General features: G+C 53.5%; 18 protein-coding genes. 5 read left to right on the top strand and 13 right to left on the bottom strand.

What is annotated here, in order from left to right:
* The 10 genes from JW953_14460 to JW953_14415 all read right to left on the bottom strand — a co-directional run.
* On the bottom strand, nt 1-1,613 hold a 1,613-nt coding region (locus JW953_14460), incomplete at its 3' end, for a tetratricopeptide repeat protein (GenBank protein MBN1993899.1).
* Nucleotides 1,614-1,669: 56 nt separating this feature from the next.
* Complete coding sequence (gene hisA / locus JW953_14455) at nt 1,670-2,431, bottom strand: 1-(5-phosphoribosyl)-5-[(5-phosphoribosylamino)methylideneamino]imidazole-4-carboxamide isomerase (protein ID MBN1993898.1); 762 nt, start codon at nt 2,429-2,431, stop codon at nt 1,670-1,672.
* Nucleotides 2,432-2,596: 165 nt separating this feature from the next.
* Entirely contained in the window at nt 2,597-2,767 is a 171-nt protein-coding gene (locus JW953_14450; GenBank protein MBN1993897.1) for a hypothetical protein, read from the bottom strand.
* A gap of 318 nt (nt 2,768-3,085) precedes the next feature.
* Nucleotides 3,086-3,691, bottom strand: a complete 606-nt coding sequence (gene hisB / locus JW953_14445; protein ID MBN1993896.1) for an imidazoleglycerol-phosphate dehydratase HisB — start codon at nt 3,689-3,691, stop codon at nt 3,086-3,088.
* 27 nt (nt 3,692-3,718) lie between these two features.
* Nucleotides 3,719-4,756 carry an HAD hydrolase-like protein gene (locus tag JW953_14440; protein ID MBN1993895.1) on the bottom strand — a complete coding sequence of 346 codons (1,038 nt, stop codon included), beginning with the start codon at nt 4,754-4,756 and terminating at the stop codon, nt 3,719-3,721.
* Nucleotides 4,753-5,871: a histidinol-phosphate transaminase gene (gene hisC, locus JW953_14435; protein MBN1993894.1), complete on the bottom strand. Its 1,119-nt coding sequence runs from the start codon at nt 5,869-5,871 to the stop codon at nt 4,753-4,755. The genes JW953_14440 and hisC overlap by 4 nt, the downstream gene beginning before the upstream one ends.
* Before the next feature lie 44 nt (nt 5,872-5,915).
* Nucleotides 5,916-6,227 (bottom strand): hypothetical protein, encoded by a 312-nt coding sequence (locus tag JW953_14430; protein ID MBN1993893.1) that lies wholly within the window; start codon nt 6,225-6,227, stop codon nt 5,916-5,918.
* Complete coding sequence (gene hisD, locus JW953_14425; GenBank protein ID MBN1993892.1) at nt 6,199-7,557, bottom strand: histidinol dehydrogenase; 1,359 nt, start codon at nt 7,555-7,557, stop codon at nt 6,199-6,201. Before hisD ends, JW953_14430 begins: the two co-directional genes overlap by 29 nt.
* 163 nt (nt 7,558-7,720) lie before the next feature.
* A complete protein-coding gene (locus tag JW953_14420) occupies nt 7,721-9,211 on the bottom strand; it encodes a modification methylase (protein ID MBN1993891.1) in 1,491 nt (496 codons plus the stop codon).
* A 21-nt stretch (nt 9,212-9,232) separates the two neighbouring features.
* Complete coding sequence (locus JW953_14415) at nt 9,233-9,490, bottom strand: YkgJ family cysteine cluster protein (GenBank protein MBN1993890.1); 258 nt, start codon at nt 9,488-9,490, stop codon at nt 9,233-9,235.
* A gap of 146 nt (nt 9,491-9,636) precedes the next feature.
* Between JW953_14415 and JW953_14410 the strand changes: the two genes are divergently transcribed.
* The 5 genes from JW953_14410 to JW953_14390 all read left to right on the top strand — a co-directional run bounded on the left by JW953_14410 (nt 9,637) and on the right by JW953_14390 (nt 14,151).
* Entirely contained in the window at nt 9,637-10,011 is a 375-nt protein-coding gene (locus tag JW953_14410) for a response regulator (GenBank protein MBN1993889.1), read from the top strand.
* A gap of 29 nt (nt 10,012-10,040) precedes the next feature.
* A complete protein-coding gene (locus JW953_14405) occupies nt 10,041-10,490 on the top strand; it encodes a GNAT family N-acetyltransferase (GenBank protein ID MBN1993888.1) in 450 nt (149 codons plus the stop codon).
* Between the two features lie 113 nt (nt 10,491-10,603).
* On the top strand, nt 10,604-11,254 hold the full coding sequence (locus JW953_14400) for a CBS domain-containing protein (protein MBN1993887.1): 651 nt from the start codon (nt 10,604-10,606) through the stop codon (nt 11,252-11,254).
* 90 nt (nt 11,255-11,344) lie between these two features.
* Nucleotides 11,345-12,544, top strand: a complete 1,200-nt coding sequence (locus JW953_14395; protein MBN1993886.1) for a DUF58 domain-containing protein — start codon at nt 11,345-11,347, stop codon at nt 12,542-12,544.
* The gene (locus JW953_14390) at nt 12,526-14,151 is read left to right on the top strand and encodes a DUF4129 domain-containing protein (GenBank protein MBN1993885.1); all 1,626 of its coding nucleotides are present in this window, start codon (nt 12,526-12,528) and stop codon (nt 14,149-14,151) included. Before JW953_14395 ends, JW953_14390 begins: the two co-directional genes overlap by 19 nt.
* Here JW953_14390 and JW953_14385 read toward each other — a convergent pair.
* The 3 genes from JW953_14385 to JW953_14375 are packed head-to-tail and all read right to left on the bottom strand — an operon-like array spanning nt 14,148 to nt 21,198.
* A complete protein-coding gene (locus tag JW953_14385) occupies nt 14,148-16,973 on the bottom strand; it encodes an AAA-like domain-containing protein (protein ID MBN1993884.1) in 2,826 nt (941 codons plus the stop codon). The two genes, JW953_14390 and JW953_14385, sit on opposite strands and share 4 nt — an antisense overlap.
* Nucleotides 16,970-19,360 (bottom strand): AAA-like domain-containing protein, encoded by a 2,391-nt coding sequence (locus tag JW953_14380; GenBank protein ID MBN1993883.1) that lies wholly within the window; start codon nt 19,358-19,360, stop codon nt 16,970-16,972. The genes JW953_14385 and JW953_14380 overlap by 4 nt, the downstream gene beginning before the upstream one ends.
* On the bottom strand, nt 19,360-21,198 hold the full coding sequence (locus JW953_14375; GenBank protein MBN1993882.1) for an AAA-like domain-containing protein: 1,839 nt from the start codon (nt 21,196-21,198) through the stop codon (nt 19,360-19,362). The genes JW953_14380 and JW953_14375 overlap by 1 nt, the downstream gene beginning before the upstream one ends.
* Between the last annotated feature and the right edge of the window lie 35 nt (nt 21,199-21,233).

Below are 21,233 nucleotides of genomic sequence, written 5' to 3'. Positions count from 1 at the left end.
TAGGCTTCTGCGTAATCCGGCTTGAGTTGAATGGCCTGGGTGTAGTCGGCGATGGCTTTTTTTAGGTTGCCAGAGGCGGAGTAAGCAAGCCCCCTGTTGTTGTAGGCTCCTGCGAAGTCTGGCTTGAGTTGAATGGCTTTGTTGTAGTTGGTGATGGCTTGCTTTTGGTCGCCGGAGGTACCATAGGCCGCCCCCCGGTTGTTGTAGGCTTCTGCGAAGTCCGGCTTGAGTTGAATGGCTTTGTTGAAGTCGGTGATGGCTTTTTCCGGGTCGCTAGAGTCTTTGTAAGCCGCCCCCCGATTGGTGTAGGCAATTGCGTCGTCTGGTTTGAGTTCAATGGCTTGGGTGAAGTCGGCGATGGCTTGCTTCAGGTCGTTGGAGGTTGCGTAAGCAAATCCCCGACTGACGTAAGCTTCTGCGTAGTCCGGCTTAAGTTCAATAGCTTGGGTGAAGTCGGCGATGGCATTTTCCAGGTCGCCAGAGGCGGAGTAAGCAAGCCCCCTGTTGTTGTAGGCTCCTGCGTAGTCCGGCTTGAGTTCAATAGCTTTGGTATACTCCTTGATGGCTTGCTCTAGATTATCAGAGGCAGCATAAACAAGCCCCTGACCAATGTAGGCTTCTGCAAGGTTGGGTTTCAGTTGAATGGCTTTGTTAAAATCCATACTGGCTTTTTCCAGGTCGCCAGATGCATAATAAGCAACCCCTCGATTGTTGTAGATGTCTGCGTCATCCGGTTTGAGTTCGATGACTTTAGTATAGACCTTAATTGCCTCCATGTATTCTTCTTGAATAAAATAGGATCGTCCTACTGCAAACAGAGCAAGAAAAGTAAGTTGAGCCGGTAAATCGGTGGTTATAAATTTGGCATACGCGCTAGGGTCAGCCAGTTGTGTTCGCTCAGTTTCGCTAATCTTGACTAGAGCATTTTCAAAAGCAGGTTGCTTCAGGTTGAGAAAGTTGATCGTTACCCGCACCCCTGTATCCTCGCCCCAAATTACTATAGCCGCGTTGTATCGGTCGCCCAGTTTCCTGGCTGCGTCTTGGTCATCGCCAAATAGTGTTGTTGGCTCGACCTCGACCCGTAGAGTGTCGGTAATTCCCAGTTCAGTTTTAGCCTGTTCAATAGCCCGGTGAATTTCGGCGTGAGCTTCGGTGTGGGCCACGCCTTCGGGATAGTGAAAATTGGCAATCACAATCAGCGTTACACCCTCGGCGGCGGGCGCAAACGGCAGGGGGGTGAATAACCCATAAACCCAACCACTGACACCCGGCACGGCCAAAACAGTCGCCATGGTGGCTATCAACCCTAGGATAATTGCCAAAACCAGGTTGGCTCTTTGGTGGATATGTTGGTCGCCGGCCACGTAGGTTTGGGCCTCAATATTAACCACCTGCCCGCCGCTAAAAGCCAGGAGCGGTTTGGTTGCGGTTTGCCATTCGGCTTCACTCAACTCGCCCCGGTCAGCTTGCTCGGTCAGGTTAATGGCCTGGTGGTGGTCGTTAATCTGGTTGACCAAATCCAATGGCGTGTTGCCGCCGTATTTGGCTTCACGCTCTTGCAGAATTTGCAAGTTGTTATAAAGTTTGAGAAGAGAAGCTTTATAGTCAGTCATTGCCCAATTTTTGAAGGTTTACTGTTTACTTTTTATCAAGCAATACGTTTTTCCCTCTATTTTCTATGCGCTATCCGCATGGCTTCAGCCAGGTCAACCGCGCCGGTGTAGAGGGCTTTGCCGATAACCAAGCCCTCAATGCCCTCGTTTTCCGCCGCTTTAACCTTTTTGACATCCTCGATGCCGGCCACGCCGCCGGACACGATCACCTCAAAGCGGCGGCCTGATGAATCGAGATTGCCGGCCCGGGCCAGGGCGACAGAAGCTTCCACGTTTGCGCCGGTCAGCATGCCGTCGCGGGAAATGTCGGTGTGGATAACGTGGCGCAGGCCGGCGGTGTGAATGAGTTGGGCCAGTTTGATGGGGTCGGTTTCGCTCAACTCGCGCCAGCCGTGCGCGGCTACTTTGCCCGCTTTTACATCCAGGCCCAGGGCAATACGTTCCGGGCCAAACTGGGCCAGGATATCGAGCATCTGGCGCGGGCGATCCACCGCCAATGAGCCGATGACCACGCGGGTCACCCCCATCTCCAGGGCCTGTTCGATGTCTTCCGGCGAGCGCAATCCCCCGCCAAATTGCACCGGCGCAGACACCCGATCCAGAATGGCTTGCAGGGCGTTAATGTTTTGGGCGGCTTTTTCTTTGTCGCCAAACGCGCCGTCCAGATTAACCACGTGCAGCCAGTCCGTGCCAATGGCTTCCCAGGTGTCGGCCATTTTGGCGGGGTTGTCGCTATAAACGGTTTCCGCGCCTGGGTCGCCCTGCACCAGGCGCACGCATTTACCGTTTTTTAAATCAATTGCGGCAAAGATTTTCATAGTTGCTCCTTGACGAATATTCTTATGTGGAAGGCAAAACATCCAGATTTAACTTCAGCGCAGAACATTGTTATTTTTGGACGCTCATTGATAAATGGGGCGCGAACCATTTTCTGATGCGGAGCCAAGATCATCAAAAGGCGGCGTCGCGCCCCAAGTTAGCAATTATAATCCGGGAACGAAGGAAGCGAGAAGAAGTATCAGAAAAGCTATAACCACCAACCAGAAGGCAAACCCGGATAACACAGGGATGGTTACCAGGAAGGCCAGAATACCAATTACCCCAACTACCAGGGCCACCCACCAGGTGGCTTGTTTGGGAGCGCTAAGTTTCATAGTTTTTTCTCCTTTTTGTGATGGTTAGGATTTAGTTTATCAGTACTCTCCGGCTCCGCGGCCTGGTGAGGCCAATCGTAGAGAGCACCCCCGGCACCTCTTCTCGCTGGCCTGGTAGTCTATGGGACTGATCAGTCCGCTTAACCGGGAAAGAAGGATGCAGCAATCGGCGGCGCCTAAAGGGCCATATTAATTCAGACTCAGTAGATCCAAAATTTTGTTTGGAAGGGGCATTTTAATGCCTAAAAAAACGCACTGAAGTGCAGACTCCCAGCCCAAATTTGGATCTACTGAGACTATGTTACTTTAGCGTATTTTTTATACGGTCAATGTTCCTTTTGTGCTTGGCGCTTGACCCGCCAAACGGGGGTCGGGTTGTTTAGCCATATCCAGGGCCCGGGCCAGCGCTTTAAAAATGGCTTCGGCCCGGTGGTGGTCGTCCATACCGGCCAGTAACCGGACGTGCAGGTTAAGCCGTCCCTCGTGGGCTACGCTTTCCAGAAAGTGGGGAATGAGAGACGTACCCATTTGACCAATGCGATCGGTACTGAAGTTGCCGTCAAACTCAAAGTAGCCCCGCCCGCCAAAATCCACAGCTACCATGGCCAGCGCTTCATCCATCGGCACCACGGCGTGGCCCATGCGGGTGATGCCGGTGCGGTCGCCCAGGGCCTGGGCCAGGGCGCGCCCCAGCACAAGGCCCACATCTTCCACGGTGTGGTGCTCGTCAATGTGCAGGTCGCCTTTGGCCCGCACGGTCAAATCAAAGCGGGCGTGGCGGGCCAGGGCGTGCAGCATGTGGTCCAAAAAACCCACGCCGGTTTGAATGTTGGACTGGCCGGCGCCGTCCAGGTTGAGGGTGATCTCAATGTCGGTTTCGCCCGTTTTGCGGGTAACGGTGGCCAGACGAGGTAGGTTGGTCAAAGGTCAACTCCCTAAATATAAAATCAATCAGTCAAGGATCAGGTCTTTCAAATGGTCGGGGTGGCCCAGGATGATATTGGCTTTGAGTTTTTCAAATTCTCGGCGCAACGCTTCTTTATCGTGGGCGCCAACCAGGCAGGCAATGGCGGTAAAGGGCATGGTTTGATTGGCCGCTTTGGCTGCTTGCACATCGCCGGGATTGGGGCCGATGTAGGCCGTATGCACCGGAGTGGGATAGATGCGCCGGGCTGCTTCGAGCAGAGGCCAGGGGTCGGGGATGGGTTTGCTTTCAGCCTCGCGCACCTCGTCGAGCGTAACAATGGCTTGAAAAAAATCCTCAATTTGGTGGGCCTGTAAGGAGTAATTCACTTCGATCCGCGGGCGGTTGCAAATAAGGCCCAGCGGCACTTTTTCCCGGATTTGGGTCAAAATATCGCGGTCAATCAAGAGTGTTTCGTTTTCAATGTAACCCGCGCTTTGCACGGTAACGGCCGGTTGTTCATAAATTCTTTCAAAAAGCGCCTTGCCCAGGTACAGTTCTTGAAAAATCCGGCCCACCAGATTGGTTTTGGTGATACTACCCACGTCTACCAGGAGATGGCGGTTTTGGCCGGGTAAAGCTTCATAGGCGCCGTTAATGCCCCCTCCTTTGGCCGCAATTTGGGCAGCCATTTGGGAAACATCTTTTTGCTCGCGCAGGTTATCTACCGTGATTTGCAGGCCGCCCCGGGCCATTTGCAAATAGGCAATGATGGCCGGCACATGCACTTTAGAAGGAAAGGTGGGGATTGGCACGGGGGGAAGCATTTCAATAAAGTACAAGATAAAAGCGGCGGCCAGTTCCCAATGGTCGGTAAAATTGCCGACTTTTTGCAGGAGAGTGACTTCATCGGCGGTGAGCAGGGGTTCATCAGACGAGGGCAGCCCCAGGGCCTGTTCCAGATAGAGCTGCACCGTTTTGGGGACCACCTCGCGGTAAGAGCGGCTGACGTCAATCAAAACATCATTGAGCGAAAAGATAAGCGCGTCTATTTTGAGTTTTGATTTTGATTTGCTTTTTTTCATAGCTGCTTTAAAACTTCCACCAGCCGGGTCATTTGGGCCGGCGTGCCGATACTGAAGCGCAGATGGTCGGTTAAGCCCGGCGATTGATAATAGCGCACCAAAATACCTTGCTCCGCCAGTTTTTGTTTGATCTCAGCGGCCCGGCGCCCCCCCTCAACTTTACAAAGCACAAAATTGGTCTGGCTGGGATACGGCTTGAGCCAACTGAATTGAGCCAGGGCCGAGTAAAATTTTTCTCGTTCCGCAATAATTTTGGCCACGTTGCCCATCAATCGTTCCCGATCAGACAGGGAAACCTGGGCCGCCAGTTGCCCGGCCACGGGCACGTTGTAGGGCTGTTTAATTTTCCACAGGTGCTCGATGATGACCGGGGGAAACGCGCCGTACCCTACCCGCAATCCGGCCAGGCCGGCCCATTTGCTGAACGTGCGCAATACAATCAGGTTGTCATATTGTTTGACCCAGCGGAGATGACTCTGTCCGCTGAATTCCACGTAAGCCTCATCCAACACTACCACTGCCGGCAGGGCCAATAGCCGTTCCAGTTCGGCCTGGCCAAGCAGAGAGCCGTCGGGGTTGTTGGGCGAGGCCACAAAGATGAGTTTGGGCGTCACCCTTTTTTGATCGTCCTCTTTTGGCGGAAGGGAAAATAATGCCTCAATTTCGGCCAGGTCAATTGAAAAATCAGGTCGCCGCCAGATGTTGATCGCCTGCGCTCCATTTACGTCGGCGTCAAAGGCGTACATGCCAAACGTGGGAGGGCAGTTGACAATGGCATCGCCCGGCTCGATGAAGAGACGCATGATCAGGTCAATCAGTTCATCTGCGCCCAGGCCAACCAGCAAATGCTCAAGCTCAAGGCCGGTGTAGTCGGCCAACGCCTGGCGCAACGCCCGACATTCCGGGTCGGGGTAGATGTGCAAAAAAGGCGCTTCGGCCAGGGCCTCGGCCACCAGAGGAGACGGGCCGTAGGGATTTTCGTTGGCGTCCAGTTTGATAATGTCTCCCGGTTGGCGCTTCAATTGAGCCGAAAGCACCTCAAAGGGCAAAATGGGAGTGTAGGGCTGTAGGTTGGCAATATTTGGACGGATGATGGTGTTAGGGTCGAAGTTCATGGCACTCATCCAGCATTTCATTATGACGAACGACGAAGGACGAACTAAGGCGAAAAACGTTGATCGCGGAAACGTCCCTGTTCGGCTTTGCGGACGTAGGTTTCCTCGACCCAGGTGAAATAGCCCCCGTAATCAAGGCTAAAGCCTCGACACATGATCATATACCCCACGGCGTTATTGCGCTCATCAAGAATAAAGTAGGCTTCACCGGCCTGGGGATCCTTGAGGAGGATGGTGATGGCCGTTTTGGTTTTGGCCCACTCGTGCGGCGCGTCATTCCCGGCTTGCCGGTGAGACTCGCTCATCAAGCGCAAAAGGGTGGCCTGGTCATTGGTCGTTGCTTGTCGAATCTTCATTGAACCGTCTCCTCACTGAGGCTGCATGGGCGTCCAGCCCTTCAGCTTCGGCCAGGATTTGGGCAGCGGGGGCTATAGCCGCGGCTTCGGCGGCATCCAGGCCGAAAATAGTAATTACTTTGGTAAAATCGCGTAGATTGAGCGGGCTGGCAAAACGAGCCGTGCCCATGGTGGGCATTACGTGGGTTGGCCCGGCGGTGTAGTCGCCCAGAACTTCGTAGGCATGGTCGCCCAAAAAGATGCCCCCCGCGTGTTTTACTTGGCCAACCAGCGCCCAGGGGTCGGCCACGTGGAGGCACAGGTGTTCCGGCGCGTACAGGTTATTCAATTCTAGAGCCTCATTCAGATTAGCGCAAATCACGGCCCCGCCTTGATTTTGCAGGCTTTCGGCAATGATGTCGGCCCGGCTCAAGCTCTCGAGTTGGCGGCCAATTTCCACCTGCACGGCTTCGGCCAGGGTTTGGCTGGGCGTTACCAGAATGGCCGAGGCCATGGTGTCGTGTTCGGCCTGGGCCAGTAGATCGGCGGCCACCAGGGTGGGGTTGGCCGCGGCGTCGGCGATGATCAAGGTTTCGGTGGGGCCGGGCAGGCCGTCAATGTCTACCAAGCCGTAGACCTGCCGTTTGGCCAGGGTCACAAAGATGTTGCCCGGCCCGACAATTTTGTCCACTTTGGGCAATGATTCCAGGCCATAGGCCATGGCCGCCACCGCCTGCGCCCCGCCAATGCGGTACACCGTGTCCACTCCGGCTATTTTGGCCGCAGCCAACAGGGTCGGGTTGATCTCGTTGGCCCGGCCGGCGGGGGTGGTGACAATCACCTGCTCCACTCCGGCCACTCTCGCCGTAACCGCGCCCATCAGCAGCGTGCTGGGGTAGGGGGCCGTGCCGCCCGGCGCGTACACCCCCACCCGTTCCAGGGGCCGGATCATTTGGCCCAAGGCTCCGCCGCCCTCGCGCCAGTCCAGCCAACTGGGGCCGGGCTGCTTTTGGTGAAAGGCGCGAATGCGGTCGGCGGCAAAGTGGAGGGCGTGGCGCACGTCCGAGGCCAGGCTGTGATAGGCTGTGTCCAGGTCGGCCTGGGCCACGGTCAGGTCTTTGAGGCGGACGCCGTCAATTTTTTCGGTCCAGTCAATAACGGCGGACTCCCCACGCTGGCGCACGTCGGCCAGAATACGGCGCACGGCTTCTTCCGGGCCAATGGCTTCGCCAAATACGCGGGCAATGCCCTGGGCCAGGGTGGGCGTGATTTTGGTATCGCCCACCGGCGGGCGGTGAAGAATGGTTTGGCGGGCTTCAGCAGCGGTGTAAAATTGGAATAGGTTAGACATTACGTTATTGACATCCTTATCCAGGGTTTCGCCCTTAATCTGGTCAAGGCGTTGAGCAACATCCATTAGCTCCCACTCGTGGAGTTTTTGGTGAAAGAATTCGCTCTTGGCCAATTGGTCTATTGTCCAGGTCCGTTTTTTGCTGGCGGCCATAGCTCTTTACTCAAGGTTTTATCCAGATGGTGATACTTTTGCGCAGCGCCTCGCGGCCAAATTTGCCCATCTGTTGGCTACTGTTTCCTTTACGCTGGGGCAAAACGTAAATTTTGGCGGGCGTGAAGCCAACTTGTTCCGCCAAATCGGTGCTTAGCATGTCAACAGGCACAACTTCGCCCGCATATCTCACATTGTCGTTAACAAAAACCACGCGCGCCCCGCTCCGGCAAACGCGGAATAGTTCGGCAAAAACAAAGGCCAGTTCGGTAAAGTATTGGTCAATCATGGTCAAAATGCCTCGATTATTGACCTCCTCCCGTTTATGTCTGGCCAACAATGCCTCATTGATTTCCGCCAGTGCCTGATTACTTTGAATAATTTCCAAGATGTGCTGATACCGGCCCTCTTGACCGAGCGATTGGTAAAAGGTTTTTAACTCATTCTCTTTTGATTTATTTTCTACCGTACACGAAAGCTGATTTTGGCGTAAGTCAAAAATTTTATTATCTACCTGCAAGTAAGCCAACTCAAGAGCGTAAGTGCGGGTGTAATCATATCTATTGGCGTAAGGCGGAGATGTAATCACCGCAGCAAATTGATTGGGTTCCATTGGGGGAAGCGTGTAAAGGGTATTGCCCGCAATTAATTTTTGACTGCTTGGCGGCGGTGGGTCTCTTTGTAGTTTGGCAATATCAATGATAATTGTATTTAGTTTTTCCAGGATTATCCGCTTGAGGCTGGGTAATGTACCTTTATCTATGCCTTGAATTGGTTTTTTGCCCTGGGCTAAACGTTTTTCATTATTACCCCGGATTTTATCGGCCCGACTATCCCAACGCAGGTATTGACCATCTTTCCTGGTATAGCTGACTTCTTCTAAAAGACTCATAAGAATCAGTTTACAGAGTGTTTTTGTATTTTGGCTAACGGTTAGGGTTTCAAACCAGCGCGTGTAGGCCATCACCTCTTTTTCAATCTGCGGCGGAAAAGCAGTTTCAGTAATGGTCAAGTGAGGGAAAGCCTCATTTGTTTTAGGTGGGGTTGTTTGCTCTAACAAAAAACGGACATGGCGCAGTTCAGCCAGGTCATAATCAAAAGCCTTTGATTTAGCTTCCCAGGCCAAATGGCAGTGGGGCAAAAGCTCAATCCCCACCGCATCAAGGCCAAGCATTTTTGCCGTTAATAGCGTGGTGGCCGACCCGGCAAAAGGATCAAGAATGACATCGCCGGGGCTAATTCCTAATTCTTTTATTAATAGTTCAATCAGATTGGCGGAAAATCCTTCTCGATATTTGATCCAACTGTGTAAAACTTCAGTTTTGTTTGCTTGAAAACTGACCAGTTGACGGTTAAATTTATCGGTTTCTTCCAGAAGATGGGCGTACCTTTCTTCCAAAGCAAACCGGGCGGTTTCATGGCAAACGCCATTATGTGAAAATCTGTGGCGGGCCAGGTCTTTTTGAATTTTTGTGTCTTGAAACAGGGTTAATTGTTGCATATTGGTTTTGATTTTTCCGTCTCAGTCTGGCCGGGTAAGCCGTTCTAGCTCAGTTATACGGGCCAGGGCTTCCTCTGCGTTGTGCCCGCACATCTCTTCGCTGGCGCGGAGTTGGGCGCATACGGCCGGCCGGTTGGGTTGGCCAAACAGGCGGCAGCGATTGTCGGGCGTTAACTGGATACAGCGCACCCCGGCGGGTTTGCCGTGGGGCATGCCCGGAATCGGCGAAGAGATTGACATAGCAATGCAACAAGCCCCACAACCGGGACGACATTCCATTTTCACCGCCTTTTTAACCTGATTTTACCTCATAACCATCACTTTGGCAATGGCCTTACTTTAGTCAAATTCTGGCTTGACACTTATCCCGGCTATGTTATACTTTACATAGGTTTTTTACTAAATTTTTTGGGGAGCGTAAGGCCGTGGCCCAGCGAATATTGATGGTGGATGATGACCACGAAATGGTCGGCCTGGGTAAGCTGATTTTAGAAAGGGAGGGCTTTGAGGTCCTGGCCGCCTACAGCGGCAAAGAGGGCCTGGACATATTGGACCAAGAGCAAAACATTGACCTGATTCTCCTTGATATTATGATGCTGGGCATGGACGGCTGGCAAGTGCTGGAAACTATCCGGCAGAGTGAAACGCACGCTCACATTCCCGTGATCATGCTCACTGCCCGCCACTACCTGGAAGATGAAACGACCACCACCAGTTACGCGCAAATGTTTGACGGTTACGTGGTCAAACCGTTTGTGGTCAGAGATTTGTTGGGTAAAATAAAAAAGTTACTTGGCTAAATTGTTATCCTCACCTTTTAAAAATCCCGATGATCATTCGACCGGTAAACCTTGACGAGTTGGACGCCCTGCTGCAACTTTATCAGCAGCTCCATCCCCAAGACACGCCCTTGCCTTCAAAGCCGGAGCTGGTTGCTCTGTGGCAGGGTATTTTTACTAACCCGTTGTTGCATTATTTTGGGGTTGAACTGGAAGGCCAACTGGTGGCTTCCTGCACCCTGACCCTTATTCCCAATTTAACCCGGGGAGCGCGTCCCTACGGCCTGATTGAAAATGTGATCACCCATCCGGCCTACCGGCGGCAAGGTTTGGGCAAGGCGGTTTTACAGCATGCCCTGCAAGTGGCCTGGGAGGCCGACTGTTATAAGGTGATGCTGCTTACCGGCTCAAAACGCGCCGAGGTGTTTGCTTTTTATGAGGCTGCCGGATTTAAACGAGGCGTAAAAACCGGCTTCATCGCGGTTCCGCCGGAAAAATAGATACCCAATTTTTCATCTTGTCAGGGCCAACATAATGAGGCATAATAGCTTTAACCAACTTTCCCCATTGACTTGCTGCATATAACCTATCATAATTATTCAGGAGGAATACAATGTTTGTACGTGATCATATGGTTTCACCACCCATAACAGTAGCGCCCGACATGCCCTTTCAAGACGCCCTCAAACTCATGCAAGAGAATCGTTTTCGCCGTTTGCCCGTGGTTGATAAAAAGGGCAAACTCATTGGCATTGTTTCCGAGCGGGATTTGTTGTATGCCTCCCCCTCGCCGGCCACCACCCTGAGTGTATGGGAGTTGACGTATGTTCTATCTAAAATTCAAGTTGACGAATTGATGACCAAAGAGGTGGTGACCACCAGCCCGGACACGCCCATTGAAGACGCCGCCAGCCTGATGGTCGAAAAAAAGGTGGGCGGCCTGCCGGTGGTGGATGGCGACTACAAGCCGGTGGGCATTATTACCGACCGGGATATTTTTAAGGCCTTTGTGGAAATGTTTGGCGGCGGGCAGCCCGGCCTGCGCCTGACTCTCTCGGTGCCGCAGCGAAAAGGAGTTTTGGCCAGCCTGGCCCAGGCGATTTTTGAATTGGGCGGTTACATTGTCAGTTTTGGCTCCTTCCCTACCCCCAACAAACCCAATGAGGATGGGATGGTGGTTAAAGTGCAAAACGTCAGCCGGAGTCAATTGATAGATAAATTGGAAAACCTGGGTGACCAGGTGGTTGATGCCCGCGAAGTGTAAACCGAAGGACAAACCGCATCCTCCGAGTTCCCCTGCAATGACGGAACTCGGGGGAACTCATCAGAAATTCTTTAAAAATGCAGGGGGCCAATGGGTAACTTTATCACTTTCATCCTGTTTCTTTTTGTAGTGGCCGCTCTGCTGCGTATTGATTTTTTCTTTACCATTCTTTATCTTTTTGTGGGCATTTACCTGCTGTCCTACTTCTGGTCGCGGCGGGTGCTGGGCCGGCTTGAAGTCAGCCGCGCCTTGCAACAGCGAGCCTTTTTGGGCGATAAAATCACGGTTACGCTAAAGTTTAACAATCGAACCCGCTTGCCCATCCCCTGGTTGCTGCTCCACGAGGTCTTTCCCCTGGCCCTGGCCAGCCCTTCTTTTTTGAGACAAGCAATTACTCTGCCGGGTAAAACCACCCATACCCTGGAGTATACGCTCAACGCGCGGAAGCGCGGTTACTACATGATTGGCCCACTTGCTTTGCACACCGGCGACTTGTTGGGTTTTAGGCGACCATTAACCAGTCACCTGGCCTCAAATTACCTGATTGTTTACCCCAAAATTGTGCCCATTACCCGGCTGGTTTTGCCTACCCACAGCCCCCAGGTTGTTTTGCCCACCCCCGTGCCGCTTTTTCAAGACCCGGCCCGCCCCATAGGGGTGCGGGCTTATACGCCGGGCGACAACCCGCGCCACATTCATTGGACGGCCACCGCGGCCACCGGCCAGATGTTGGTAAAACAGTTTCAACCGGCCATTGCCCGCGAGAATGCCATTTTTCTCAACCTGAGCCGTCCTGATTATGCCCACTGCGGCTATCCTGACCCGGCCATTGAACTGGCCATTATTGTGGCTGCTTCGTTGGCCAACCACATTGCTATCCGTGAAGAATTGCCCGTTGGCTTGAGTGTTGCCGGCATGGATCCGCTGGCCGGGAAAATACAGCAATTCAGGTTGCCCCCCCGCAAGGGACGCGACCAACTGATGCAAATTCTGGAAGTGCTGGCCCGCATTCAGATTGCCGAACAGGACACCCATTTTTTGGAGAATATCCGCCAGGAAGCGATGCATTTAGCCTGGGGCGCCACTATTATTATTATCACCAGCCATCCGTCAGAAGCCCTCTCCAAAATGCTGTTGTTTCTCAAGCAGTCCGGCTTTCGGGTGACGTTGGTGTTGGCTACCCCCACCCGCACTCGCCAGACGCGCGAAGAAGACCTGGCCGATCTGGACGTGCCCACTTTTAAGGTGCGCCAGGAAAAGGATGTTGAAGTATGGTCGTTGGTCCCATAGAAGAAGAAAAATTACCCCAAGTCAAACGTAATCCCTGGGCCGATAATTTCTTCAGGCCCCTGTTGCTGACCATTATGATCATGTGCTTCAATATTTCCCTGGTCAACTTTGTGCGTTTGATCAATCCAAACTGGCGCGGCGCTTACTTTTTGTTTGGCATGCTGCTGGTAACGGTGGAAGCCATTTATTCCTTTCGCCTTTTCAGAATTTATCATATGCGCGACATTTCTATATGGCGCTACCGGCTGGCGGAGTGGGTGGTGCTGCTTGTGTTTCTCAAAATAATCAGTTACGCCAACAAGCCCATGGCCTTTATTGTGGCCGATTTAAAGGCCATGTGGTGGAATCCCATAAACGTGATAAGTTCTGAATTTTACGTAATGGTATTCTTGGCCGTGGCCTCGTGGGTGGCGGCCACCTTAACCATCGCCGATTTTGAGGCATTGTACGATCCTTTCACGTTCCGTTCCGAGCGCATTGCCCCCCTGGAAAAATTGACGGGGCGCTTCTTTTTTGGGGGGATTATATTGGTGATAGTGTCGGGGATGAGTCAATTGATTATCAGGTACGGCTTGTCTGAATTGACCGATTGGCAACGTTCCAACATCAGCGGCATCATTATTAACGTGTTGGTTTATTTTATGCTGGGCTTGATTCTCTTGAGCCAGGCCAATTTAGCCCGGCTGATGATGAGTTGGCGTTTCCAAAAAGTGGAGATTGGCTCCGACCTGGCCAAACAATGGGCCAAATACGGCCTGATATTTTTGGGCCTGGTGACGGCGGCGGTTTTTTTGCTGCCCACCAATTATACAATGGGTTTTTTAACCAGCGCAGCAATTGTGATTCTGTTTGTGGTAAAAGTCCTCACCTTTCTGATGCAGCTTTTATTGATGCTTTTTTCCCTGCCGCTGGCCTGGCTGTTCAGCTTGTTTGGCGCACCCCCGGAAGAAGCAGAGGCTCCGCCGGAGGAACTGCCGCCGCTGCCGGAGCCTGCCCTGGCGGCAGCGCCTGTGCCCTGGTTAGAGGCGCTGCGTTCGCTGATTTTTTGGCTGGTGGCCCTGGCCATTATCTGGTATCTGGTTAAGGTTTACTTGAACGACCGCCCGGAATTGTTGACCGCGCTCAAAGGGTTTAAGCCGGTTAATTTTGTTCTCAATCTGCTGAAGCAGTTTTGGCAGCAGTTGCGTCGCCTGGTTACAGCCGGTGTTGACGTTATTGCCGAAATAATTAAATTGCCCGGCCACAGCAACCGGCCAAATGTGTTAACCGGCGCCCGGGGCTGGTTTGGCATGGGCAGGTTATCGGCCCGCGAGCGGATTTTGTACTATTACCTGAACATTCTCAAACGGGCCGAACGGCGGCGACTGGCCCGCAGAATTTTTGAAACCCCCTTTGAATACGAGCCAAACCTGGAGCAGGCTGTCCCAGATGTGGAGCCGGAAGTAGCCGCCATGACCGACGTGTTTGTCCGCGCCCGCTATAGCCAGGAAGGTTTTGACGAGGAACAGGCCGCCTCGGCCAAACAGCAGTGGCAGCGCGTTCGCCAGGAGTTGCGGAACGTGGGCCGGGCCAGGGGCAAAAGATCTGGCGATGAAAAAAAGACTTAATGCACCGCCGGTCGAGCCAACCCCCAATCTTCGCTGGCCCCAATATTGCCCTTGATGAGCCGTTCATTTTTGCCGTCAATGGTCATGGCCGTAACCTGCCAGTCCCCAAAAGCATCCGTCCGCAGATAAATCTCCAGCCCATCCGGGCTAATAACGGGGGTGGTATCGGTCCCGGCGCGCTGGGTCAGCCGTAGTATTTCTTCAGCCTGGTCTTGCAGGTTGAACCGGTATATTTCCCAGTCCACATCCCGAAAGCGGGAAGAAAAAACCATATATTTGCCGTCGGGCGAGATGGCCGGGTAGCTGTCGGTGGGATCGCGCGTTAATAGTTTGTTCGTGGCCCCGCCAACCTGCCACAAGCCACATTCGGGTTGGCAGGATTTAATCACCAACTCGGCGCTGTTGGGCAGCCAGGCCGGTTGTTCGCCGGGGAAGCGATTGAGTTCCTGGCCGTTTCTGACGTCCACTATCACCACCGCGTGGGTGGTGTTGTAGGGCGGGCCAAATTCAAAGGCCAACTTGGTGCCGTCCAACGACCAGGTTACATTTTTAACGTGGTCAATCTGAAAAAGCAGGCGGGGGGTGCGGGTTTGGATGTCAATCAGCCAGATGCCGTTGCCCTGGGCATAAACGCCGCCCAATTCGCTAATGCCTTGCTCCCCGTAAAATGCCACCATTGCGCCATCCGGCGACCAGGCCGGGGCGGCGGCCAGGCGATGCAGTTCGGCGTCGAGGAGTTGGCCGGCAGAACTGACCAGGCCCAGATCGTGGTTGGCCCCCCGGCTCTGGACGTAAACAATAGTGGCCGGTTGGGGGGTGGGGGTAAGGGTTGGCGATGGCGTAGGGGTAGGGGGGCTGGTGGGGGTATCGGTGGCGGATAGAACAGGTGTCGGTTCAACTGGCGTTGAGGAGGCAGGGGGAGTAGGGGTATCCGTGGGCGTGGGCGTGGCGGTGGAGGTAGGGGTGGGCGTGGGCGTAAACGTAGGGGTGGCGGTAGGCGTAGGGGTGGGCACAATGGCCACAATCGCCGGATATGATTGCCCGTTGGCCGCGCCGACGGCTTTGTAGAGTAAGGGGTCGCTCATAATGAGGGCGGTGATGCGGTTAGCGCGGGTGTCGTCATCCTCTAACAGCAGCACCTGTTCAAAATTGGCCAGGGCCGGCCCCGCTTGATTCAAGGCCACGTAAGCCAAAGCCCGGTCAAAATAAACGCCGGCGTTGCGGTCGTTCAGGCTAATGGCTTTATTATAGGTGTCAATGGCCAGGGAGTATTCTCCCTGGTTGTAGAACTCGCGGCCTTTAAGCCACTGCGCTATTTCTTGGGCCAGGGTTTCGGCCCGGGCGTCATTTTTTATTTCGGCCAGGGGTTTGGCCATGGTGCTAAGCAGGTCGTTGTTTGGCTCGCTGTTTTCCAGGCGAGTGTATAAGCCTTTGATGGCGGTGATCATTTGCGGCCCCACCTGCTGCGGGTCGGCCCAGTTAAAAAGAACCGGGCGTTCTTCTGCCGAGAGGTCTTCAAAAAATAAGCGGCGGGCCTGTTGTTCGGCGCCCCGATCAAAGAGGTTGGCCAAACTGGTAATGCGGATATCGGGGTCGGTGGTGGCCCGGAATTGGTCAACCAGGGCCTGGGTTTCTTGCCGGTTTTGCCAGTAATTGTAGCCCCAAAAACCGCTAACCAGGGCGATAATGATAAAGGTTAACAGAACGATCAACCAGCGCGACCAATCTACGGGCGTGTGTTGTTTGATCCAGGCCAGGTCAAACACCTGGCGGTAGATTTCGTTCCTGGTTTGCAAAATTCCGTCTTTGACCCGCACCAGGCCAAATAATCTTAGCCGGTTTTGTTCCAGGGAGCGTTCGTCTTCAAGAATTTTTTTGCCGGTGTAAACCTGGCGATAAAGGGTAAGCAGTTTGTGCCGGTCGCGCTGGGGGCTGTTGGCAATGCTGTCTTGAATGAATTTCAGGTTGGTTTCTTTGCGGGCCTCTTTGGTAAGAAATAGTTTTTCAACCAGCTTGTCCACCCGCTCATCCGGCCAGGGGCCATCTTTGGCTTCAACCACCTCTAAACATAATTTTTGCGTAAGATAGGGATGGCCGTTGGTCCAATAGTAGATACGGTCAAAAATGGCCTGGCCTTCTTGGGGATGGTCAATGATTAAACCTTGTTGTAAGAGTTGGGCGTCTTCGCGGCTGAAGTCGGTCAGGTCAACAGCCTGGCCAATGTTAAAGGGGGTGCGGCGCGGGTCCTTGATGAGTTCGGCGGGGGTGGCCACACCCAACAGCACAAACACCAGTCGCTCGTAGTTGGGGTCGGTGGCGCGGGCGTTGTAGAGGCCCCGGATGGCGGCAAAAAAGTCGTCGGAAAAGGGCAGTTTGAGGGTGCTGTCTATTTCGTCAATAAAGATGACCACCTGGCCTTCTATGTTTTGCAAAACGATGTCGTGGAGAAAGTCGGTGAAACGTTGAACGTAACCCACCGCCTGCCGCTGCCACCAATCCTCTAAATCTACCGGCAGTTTCAGGTTGCGTTTGAGTTGGCTGAGCAGGCCCAGATACCAGTGTTCAATGCTGATGTCGGTGCCCAGGCGATTCAAATCCACAATGGCCGAGCGAACTCCTTGCGTTTTAAGCCGCTGGGCGGTGCGGATCATCAAACTGGACTTGCCCATTTGCCGGGCGGTGAGAACGTAGCAGAATTCACCGGCCAAAGTCCGGTGATATAATTCCGCGTCGGCCGGACGTTCCACGTAAGAGGGAGAACCGGGCCGCAAGGTGCCCCCGGCCACATAAAAATCCGACGCTTCCATAGGTGTGGCGATCATAATTTATCCTTGAAGTATTGCCGATACAAATCGCAGCGACAGGCGTACACGTCGCCGCTGCCTTTAATTAAACCGGCTTGCAGCAGGCGAAACCGGGCCGTGTCGTCTTCGCAATTTTTATTGTGAATAACTTGCCTGAAGGCCTCTTTGAGCATTGGCTCTTGCCCCAGCAGCCAGTGCTGCCGGCGCAGGTGGTCGCCAAAAGGGCCGTTGTCTTCCACGGCAATTTGCCGCAGGTTGGCCCAGGTAAGTTGTTGAATGACCATAGTGTAGAGCGCCTGGCGGGTTAAATAGGGTTGCCCGTTCAGCAGGTCCATCAATTCAGGGAAATCCGCCTCGGCTACCGGCGCGCCGTGCCGTTGGTTCAGATCGCGCACCTGGGCCTGATTGAAATCCTCCAGGTAAACTCTAAGCCCCACGTTGAAGGGTGATTGATTGATTTCATTGATGAGCAGGTAAGGTTCGGTAGAAATAACCAGGATAATATTGAACCGGTTCCAATCTTCATTAAGGGCGCGGCTATTGTGCCAGGCGCGCAGCAGGGCAAAAAAATCGCTGTAGAAATTTGTGGTTTGCAGCAGGCGGTCTACTTCATCCAGGGCCAGGACGATGGGACTGTTGGTTTCGGGTAAAATATAATCTTCGATAAGGTAAGTCAATTTATCTTGCGGGCCTAACGAGCCGCGCCAGAAGTTTTCTACTTCGGCCACTTCAAGCCGCAGTTTGCGCACCATCAGTTCGGCCAGGCTGTGTAGAAAAATATTGGGGGTGGCTAACCGTTCGGCGTCAAATTGTTGCAGGTCAAGGTGGAATACCCTGGCCTTGTTTTCGCGCGCAAAATTTATGCCGCGCACCAGGAGCGAGCTTTTGCCCGTTTGCCGCGAAGCGCGGATAGTGGTGGTGGTGCCCGCTTTGGTCACTTCCCGACGAAGTTGGGCATCGGCATAACGTTCAATATAAAACTTGTCGCGCAGTTTGATCACCCCGCCGGGCGCTTCCAGGGATTCCACCAGGCCGGGGTCGAATTGAGGCAGGGGGGTATGGATGGCTTCGTCGTCGGTGAACGTGCCGCCGTCTTCTGAAATTATGCCCAACGGCAGCGAAGTGGTGGAGGCTGAACCCCGGGCCGTAGTGGCAGCCAGAATGGCCTGCCCAACCTGGTCGTTATCGGTTTCATTTTGCCAGATGATCCGGGGCAGTGAGGTTAAGTACGCTTCACCGGCCGGCGGCATAGCCAGGCGGCCTATCTGAACCGGCAGAATGTGGGGGCGTTTTTGCTGTTTGTGATGGACCAAACCCTGTTTGAGAACATCCAGGCCCATTTGGTTTTCCAGTGAGCTTGGCGAGAGCAACACAATCAAAAAATCGGCGCTTTCAATTTTAGGGTCAATTTCGGCCAGCCACGCCTCGTCGGTGTGGGTAACGGGATCGGCGGAAACAACATGGCCCGATTGCCGCAGCAGGTTTTGTAAGTACGCGGCCAGTTGTTGGTCGGGCAGGGCATTGGATTGAAACCAGAGAAAAATTCTGGGGGGGATGCCCTGCCGGATTCCTTCCACTCCGGCCAACGGGCTCGATTCCAGTTGGGCGCGTAAAGCTTCGGCCAAAGCGCCGGCCCGGGCAAAACGGTTGGCCGGCTCTTTGGCCAAAGCCCTGAGGATAACGGCTTCAAGGCCGGCGGACAGGTCGCGCCGGTAGCGGCGGGGGCGGGGCACCGGATCGTGGATGTGTTTGTAGAGGATGGCCAGGGGCGATTCGGCGTCGTAGGGCACGTGTCCCATGATCATCTCGTACAAAACAACGCCCAGGGAATAAATATCGGCGCGGTAGTCAACGGTCTCTCCTTCGGCCTGTTCCGGGGCCATATATTGGGGCGTGCCCACCACGGCGCCTTGAGTGGTTAATTGGCTCTCCAGGCCGGTTCTGGCCAGGCCAAAATCGGCCAGAAGCAGCCAGTTGTGCTCTAACAATATATTGGCCGGTTTGATGTCGCGGTGAAGAATTTTATGTTCGTGGGCGTGGTCAAGGGCATTGGCAATTTGTTCAATATAGTGGCCCACCGTGGCCAGTTCCAGTGGCTGTCCCAACAAACTTTTTAAGGTTTGGCCGCCGGGGACATACTTCATGACAAAATAGGTAATCTCCCCTGCCGAACCAACGTCGTAGATGGGCAGAATATTGGGGTGGCTCAGTTGGGCAATGGCTTTGGCTTCGCGGGCAAAGCGTTCTTTCAAGTCTGGGTCATCAGCCTGGGGCGCGTATAGCACTTTTACGGCAACATAACGTTCCAGATTGGGCTGATAGGCTTTGTAAACTTGGGCCATCCCCCCGTGGCCAATCTGTTCCCTGATTTGATATTGGTTCAGAGTCTGGCCGGTCAGATCCATTATAACCTGTCTGCAAAATAGAGACGGTATAAATCGCAGCGGCAGGTACAATATTCTCCCTCGTACCGTACCAACCCGGCCCGCAGCAGCCGGAACAGCGCCTCTTTATTGTGACAGCGATTGTGCTGGATGATTTCTTTTAACGCAGATTTCAAATCTGTTTCAGCATGCAAAAGCCATTGTTGATGGCGTAGATGGTCGCCAAAGGGGCCATCCTCTTTGGCGGCAATTTGCATTAAATTGTTCCAGGTCAGGTGTTCGGTGGCGATGGTATAGAATGCTTTACGGGAAAGGTATGGATGGCCGTTTAAGAGGGCCATCATGGCCGAGAAGTTTTTATCTTTTACCGGAGAGCCGTGTCGCCAATTGAGGTCGTGCATTTGGGTTTCGTTGAAGTCATCCAGATTGAGTTTAAGCCCCACGTTAAACGGCGACTGGCCGGCCGGGATAAGCAAATAAGGTTCGGTGGAGATGGCCAGTAAAAGGTTCAGTTTTTCCCACGGCTCACCCAAAGCCGCGCTGTTGTGCCATGAACGAAGCATGCCAAAAAAATTCGGATGAAACGCGGTCTGCAAAAGTCTGTCCGCTTCGTCTATGGCTAACAGAATCGGGTTATCGCTTGTGGGCAAAATGTATTCTTCCAGCAGATAGGTTAATTTCTCTTGCGGCCCCAACGCGCTATCGCGCCAAAATCGTTCCGCTTCGGTTTCGTTGCAGCGGAGTTTGCGGATAATTGATTCGGCCAGATAGTTTAGAAATAGAGCGGGGTCGGCCAGGTATTGGCTATCAACCCGTTGCAAATCAAGGCTGACAGTTTTGGTTTTATTTTGGCGAGCATGAGACACCCCCCGCACCAGGAGCGAACTTTTTCCCTGCTGGCGGGCGGCCTGGATAATCGTGAGGGTGCCCGTTTTGCCCGTTTGCCGTTTGAGATGGTCGTCGGCGTCCCGTTCAATGTAGAATTTGTCGCGTAGTTTGACCGTTCCGCCCGGCGCTTCCAATTCGTCGAGCAGGCGTGAATTGAAGGAGGGCAGAGGGGAAGGCCAACTTTGTTCGTCGGGTACGGGCGTGCCATCTTCGGAGATGATGCTTTGGTCATTCACCGGCCTGGCCCGATAGGGTTCTTGCCGGGGCAATTGGCCGGTAAGGGCTTTTAGAAGGTCCTGCTCCAGCCGTTGATTATCGGCTTTGCTGCGCCAGGTTACGTATTGAAATGGATCCAGAAGGGCGTCAAGGGGGTAGGGCAACGCCCCTTCCATAACCCGTACCGGCAGAAGTTGGGGCCGCCTCTGTAGTTTGTGGTATTCGTTGGCGCGCCTGACCTCAACCTGGACCATTTCACTGTTAGCCGATTCGGTAGAGAGCAGGACGATTAAAAAATCACTGGCCTCAATCTGGCGATCAATTTCTTCCAGCCAGGTTTGGCCGGGTTGTAGTTTGAAATAGCTAAAAACCTGGTACTGCTGTTGACTCAAGAATTGGTCCAGATAGTCCGCCAAGTGGTGATCGGGAGTATGGTGGGGATTATAACAGATAAAGATGCGGACCGGTTTTTCTTCAGGCCGGTCAAAAAAGTAGGGGTGGTATCGTTTATATTTGGCCGGATTATTCTTTTCAGCCCAATCAAGGAGAAATTCAAGAAGTTCGTGTTGGTCGGCATATTCAATAAGCCGATGAATAATTTGAGTTTTGGCCATCCCTTCGGCCAATTGATAATAAACGGGTCTCAAGCGGGGCTGGTCGTAACAAAAAGCGCGGAGATCTCCTTCCGTAAATCCGTCGGTGAGGAGGGTGCGAATATTCTCCAACTGGTAATGTCTGCGCACAGGTTTCTTCATTTAAGTTTTCAACCTGACGTGTTTAATGGGCCATC

The sequence above is a fragment of the Anaerolineae bacterium genome (assembly GCA_016931895.1).
Taxonomy (GTDB): domain Bacteria; phylum Chloroflexota; class Anaerolineae; order 4572-78; family J111; genus JAFGNV01.
The sequence above is the reverse complement of the archived record's forward strand: the minus strand, read 5'-3'. Positions and strand labels throughout refer to the sequence as shown.

Bases quoted from the DNA above. Each gene is read 5' to 3' on its own strand.
- hisA (MBN1993898.1), bottom strand. From the start codon at position 2,431: ATGAAAATCTTTGCCGCAATTGATTTAAAAAACGGTAAATGCGTGCGC.
- JW953_14450 (MBN1993897.1), bottom strand. From the start codon at position 2,767: ATGAAACTTAGCGCTCCCAAACAAGCCACCTGGTGGGTGGCCCTGGTA.
- JW953_14440 (MBN1993895.1), bottom strand. From the start codon at position 4,756: ATGAAAAAAAGCAAATCAAAATCAAAACTCAAAATAGACGCGCTTATC.
- hisC (MBN1993894.1), bottom strand. From the start codon at position 5,871: ATGAACTTCGACCCTAACACCATCATCCGTCCAAATATTGCCAACCTA.
- JW953_14430 (MBN1993893.1), bottom strand. From the start codon at position 6,227: ATGAAGATTCGACAAGCAACGACCAATGACCAGGCCACCCTTTTGCGC.
- hisD (MBN1993892.1), bottom strand. From the start codon at position 7,557: ATGTCTAACCTATTCCAATTTTACACCGCTGCTGAAGCCCGCCAAACC.
- JW953_14420 (MBN1993891.1), bottom strand. From the start codon at position 9,211: ATGCAACAATTAACCCTGTTTCAAGACACAAAAATTCAAAAAGACCTG.
- JW953_14415 (MBN1993890.1), bottom strand. From the start codon at position 9,490: ATGGAATGTCGTCCCGGTTGTGGGGCTTGTTGCATTGCTATGTCAATC.
- JW953_14405 (MBN1993888.1), top strand. From the start codon at position 10,041: ATGATCATTCGACCGGTAAACCTTGACGAGTTGGACGCCCTGCTGCAA.
- JW953_14400 (MBN1993887.1), top strand. From the start codon at position 10,604: ATGTTTGTACGTGATCATATGGTTTCACCACCCATAACAGTAGCGCCC.
- JW953_14395 (MBN1993886.1), top strand. From the start codon at position 11,345: ATGGGTAACTTTATCACTTTCATCCTGTTTCTTTTTGTAGTGGCCGCT.
- JW953_14390 (MBN1993885.1), top strand. From the start codon at position 12,526: ATGGTCGTTGGTCCCATAGAAGAAGAAAAATTACCCCAAGTCAAACGT.
- JW953_14385 (MBN1993884.1), bottom strand. From the start codon at position 16,973: ATGATCGCCACACCTATGGAAGCGTCGGATTTTTATGTGGCCGGGGGC.
- JW953_14380 (MBN1993883.1), bottom strand. From the start codon at position 19,360: ATGGATCTGACCGGCCAGACTCTGAACCAATATCAAATCAGGGAACAG.
- JW953_14375 (MBN1993882.1), bottom strand. From the start codon at position 21,198: ATGAAGAAACCTGTGCGCAGACATTACCAGTTGGAGAATATTCGCACC.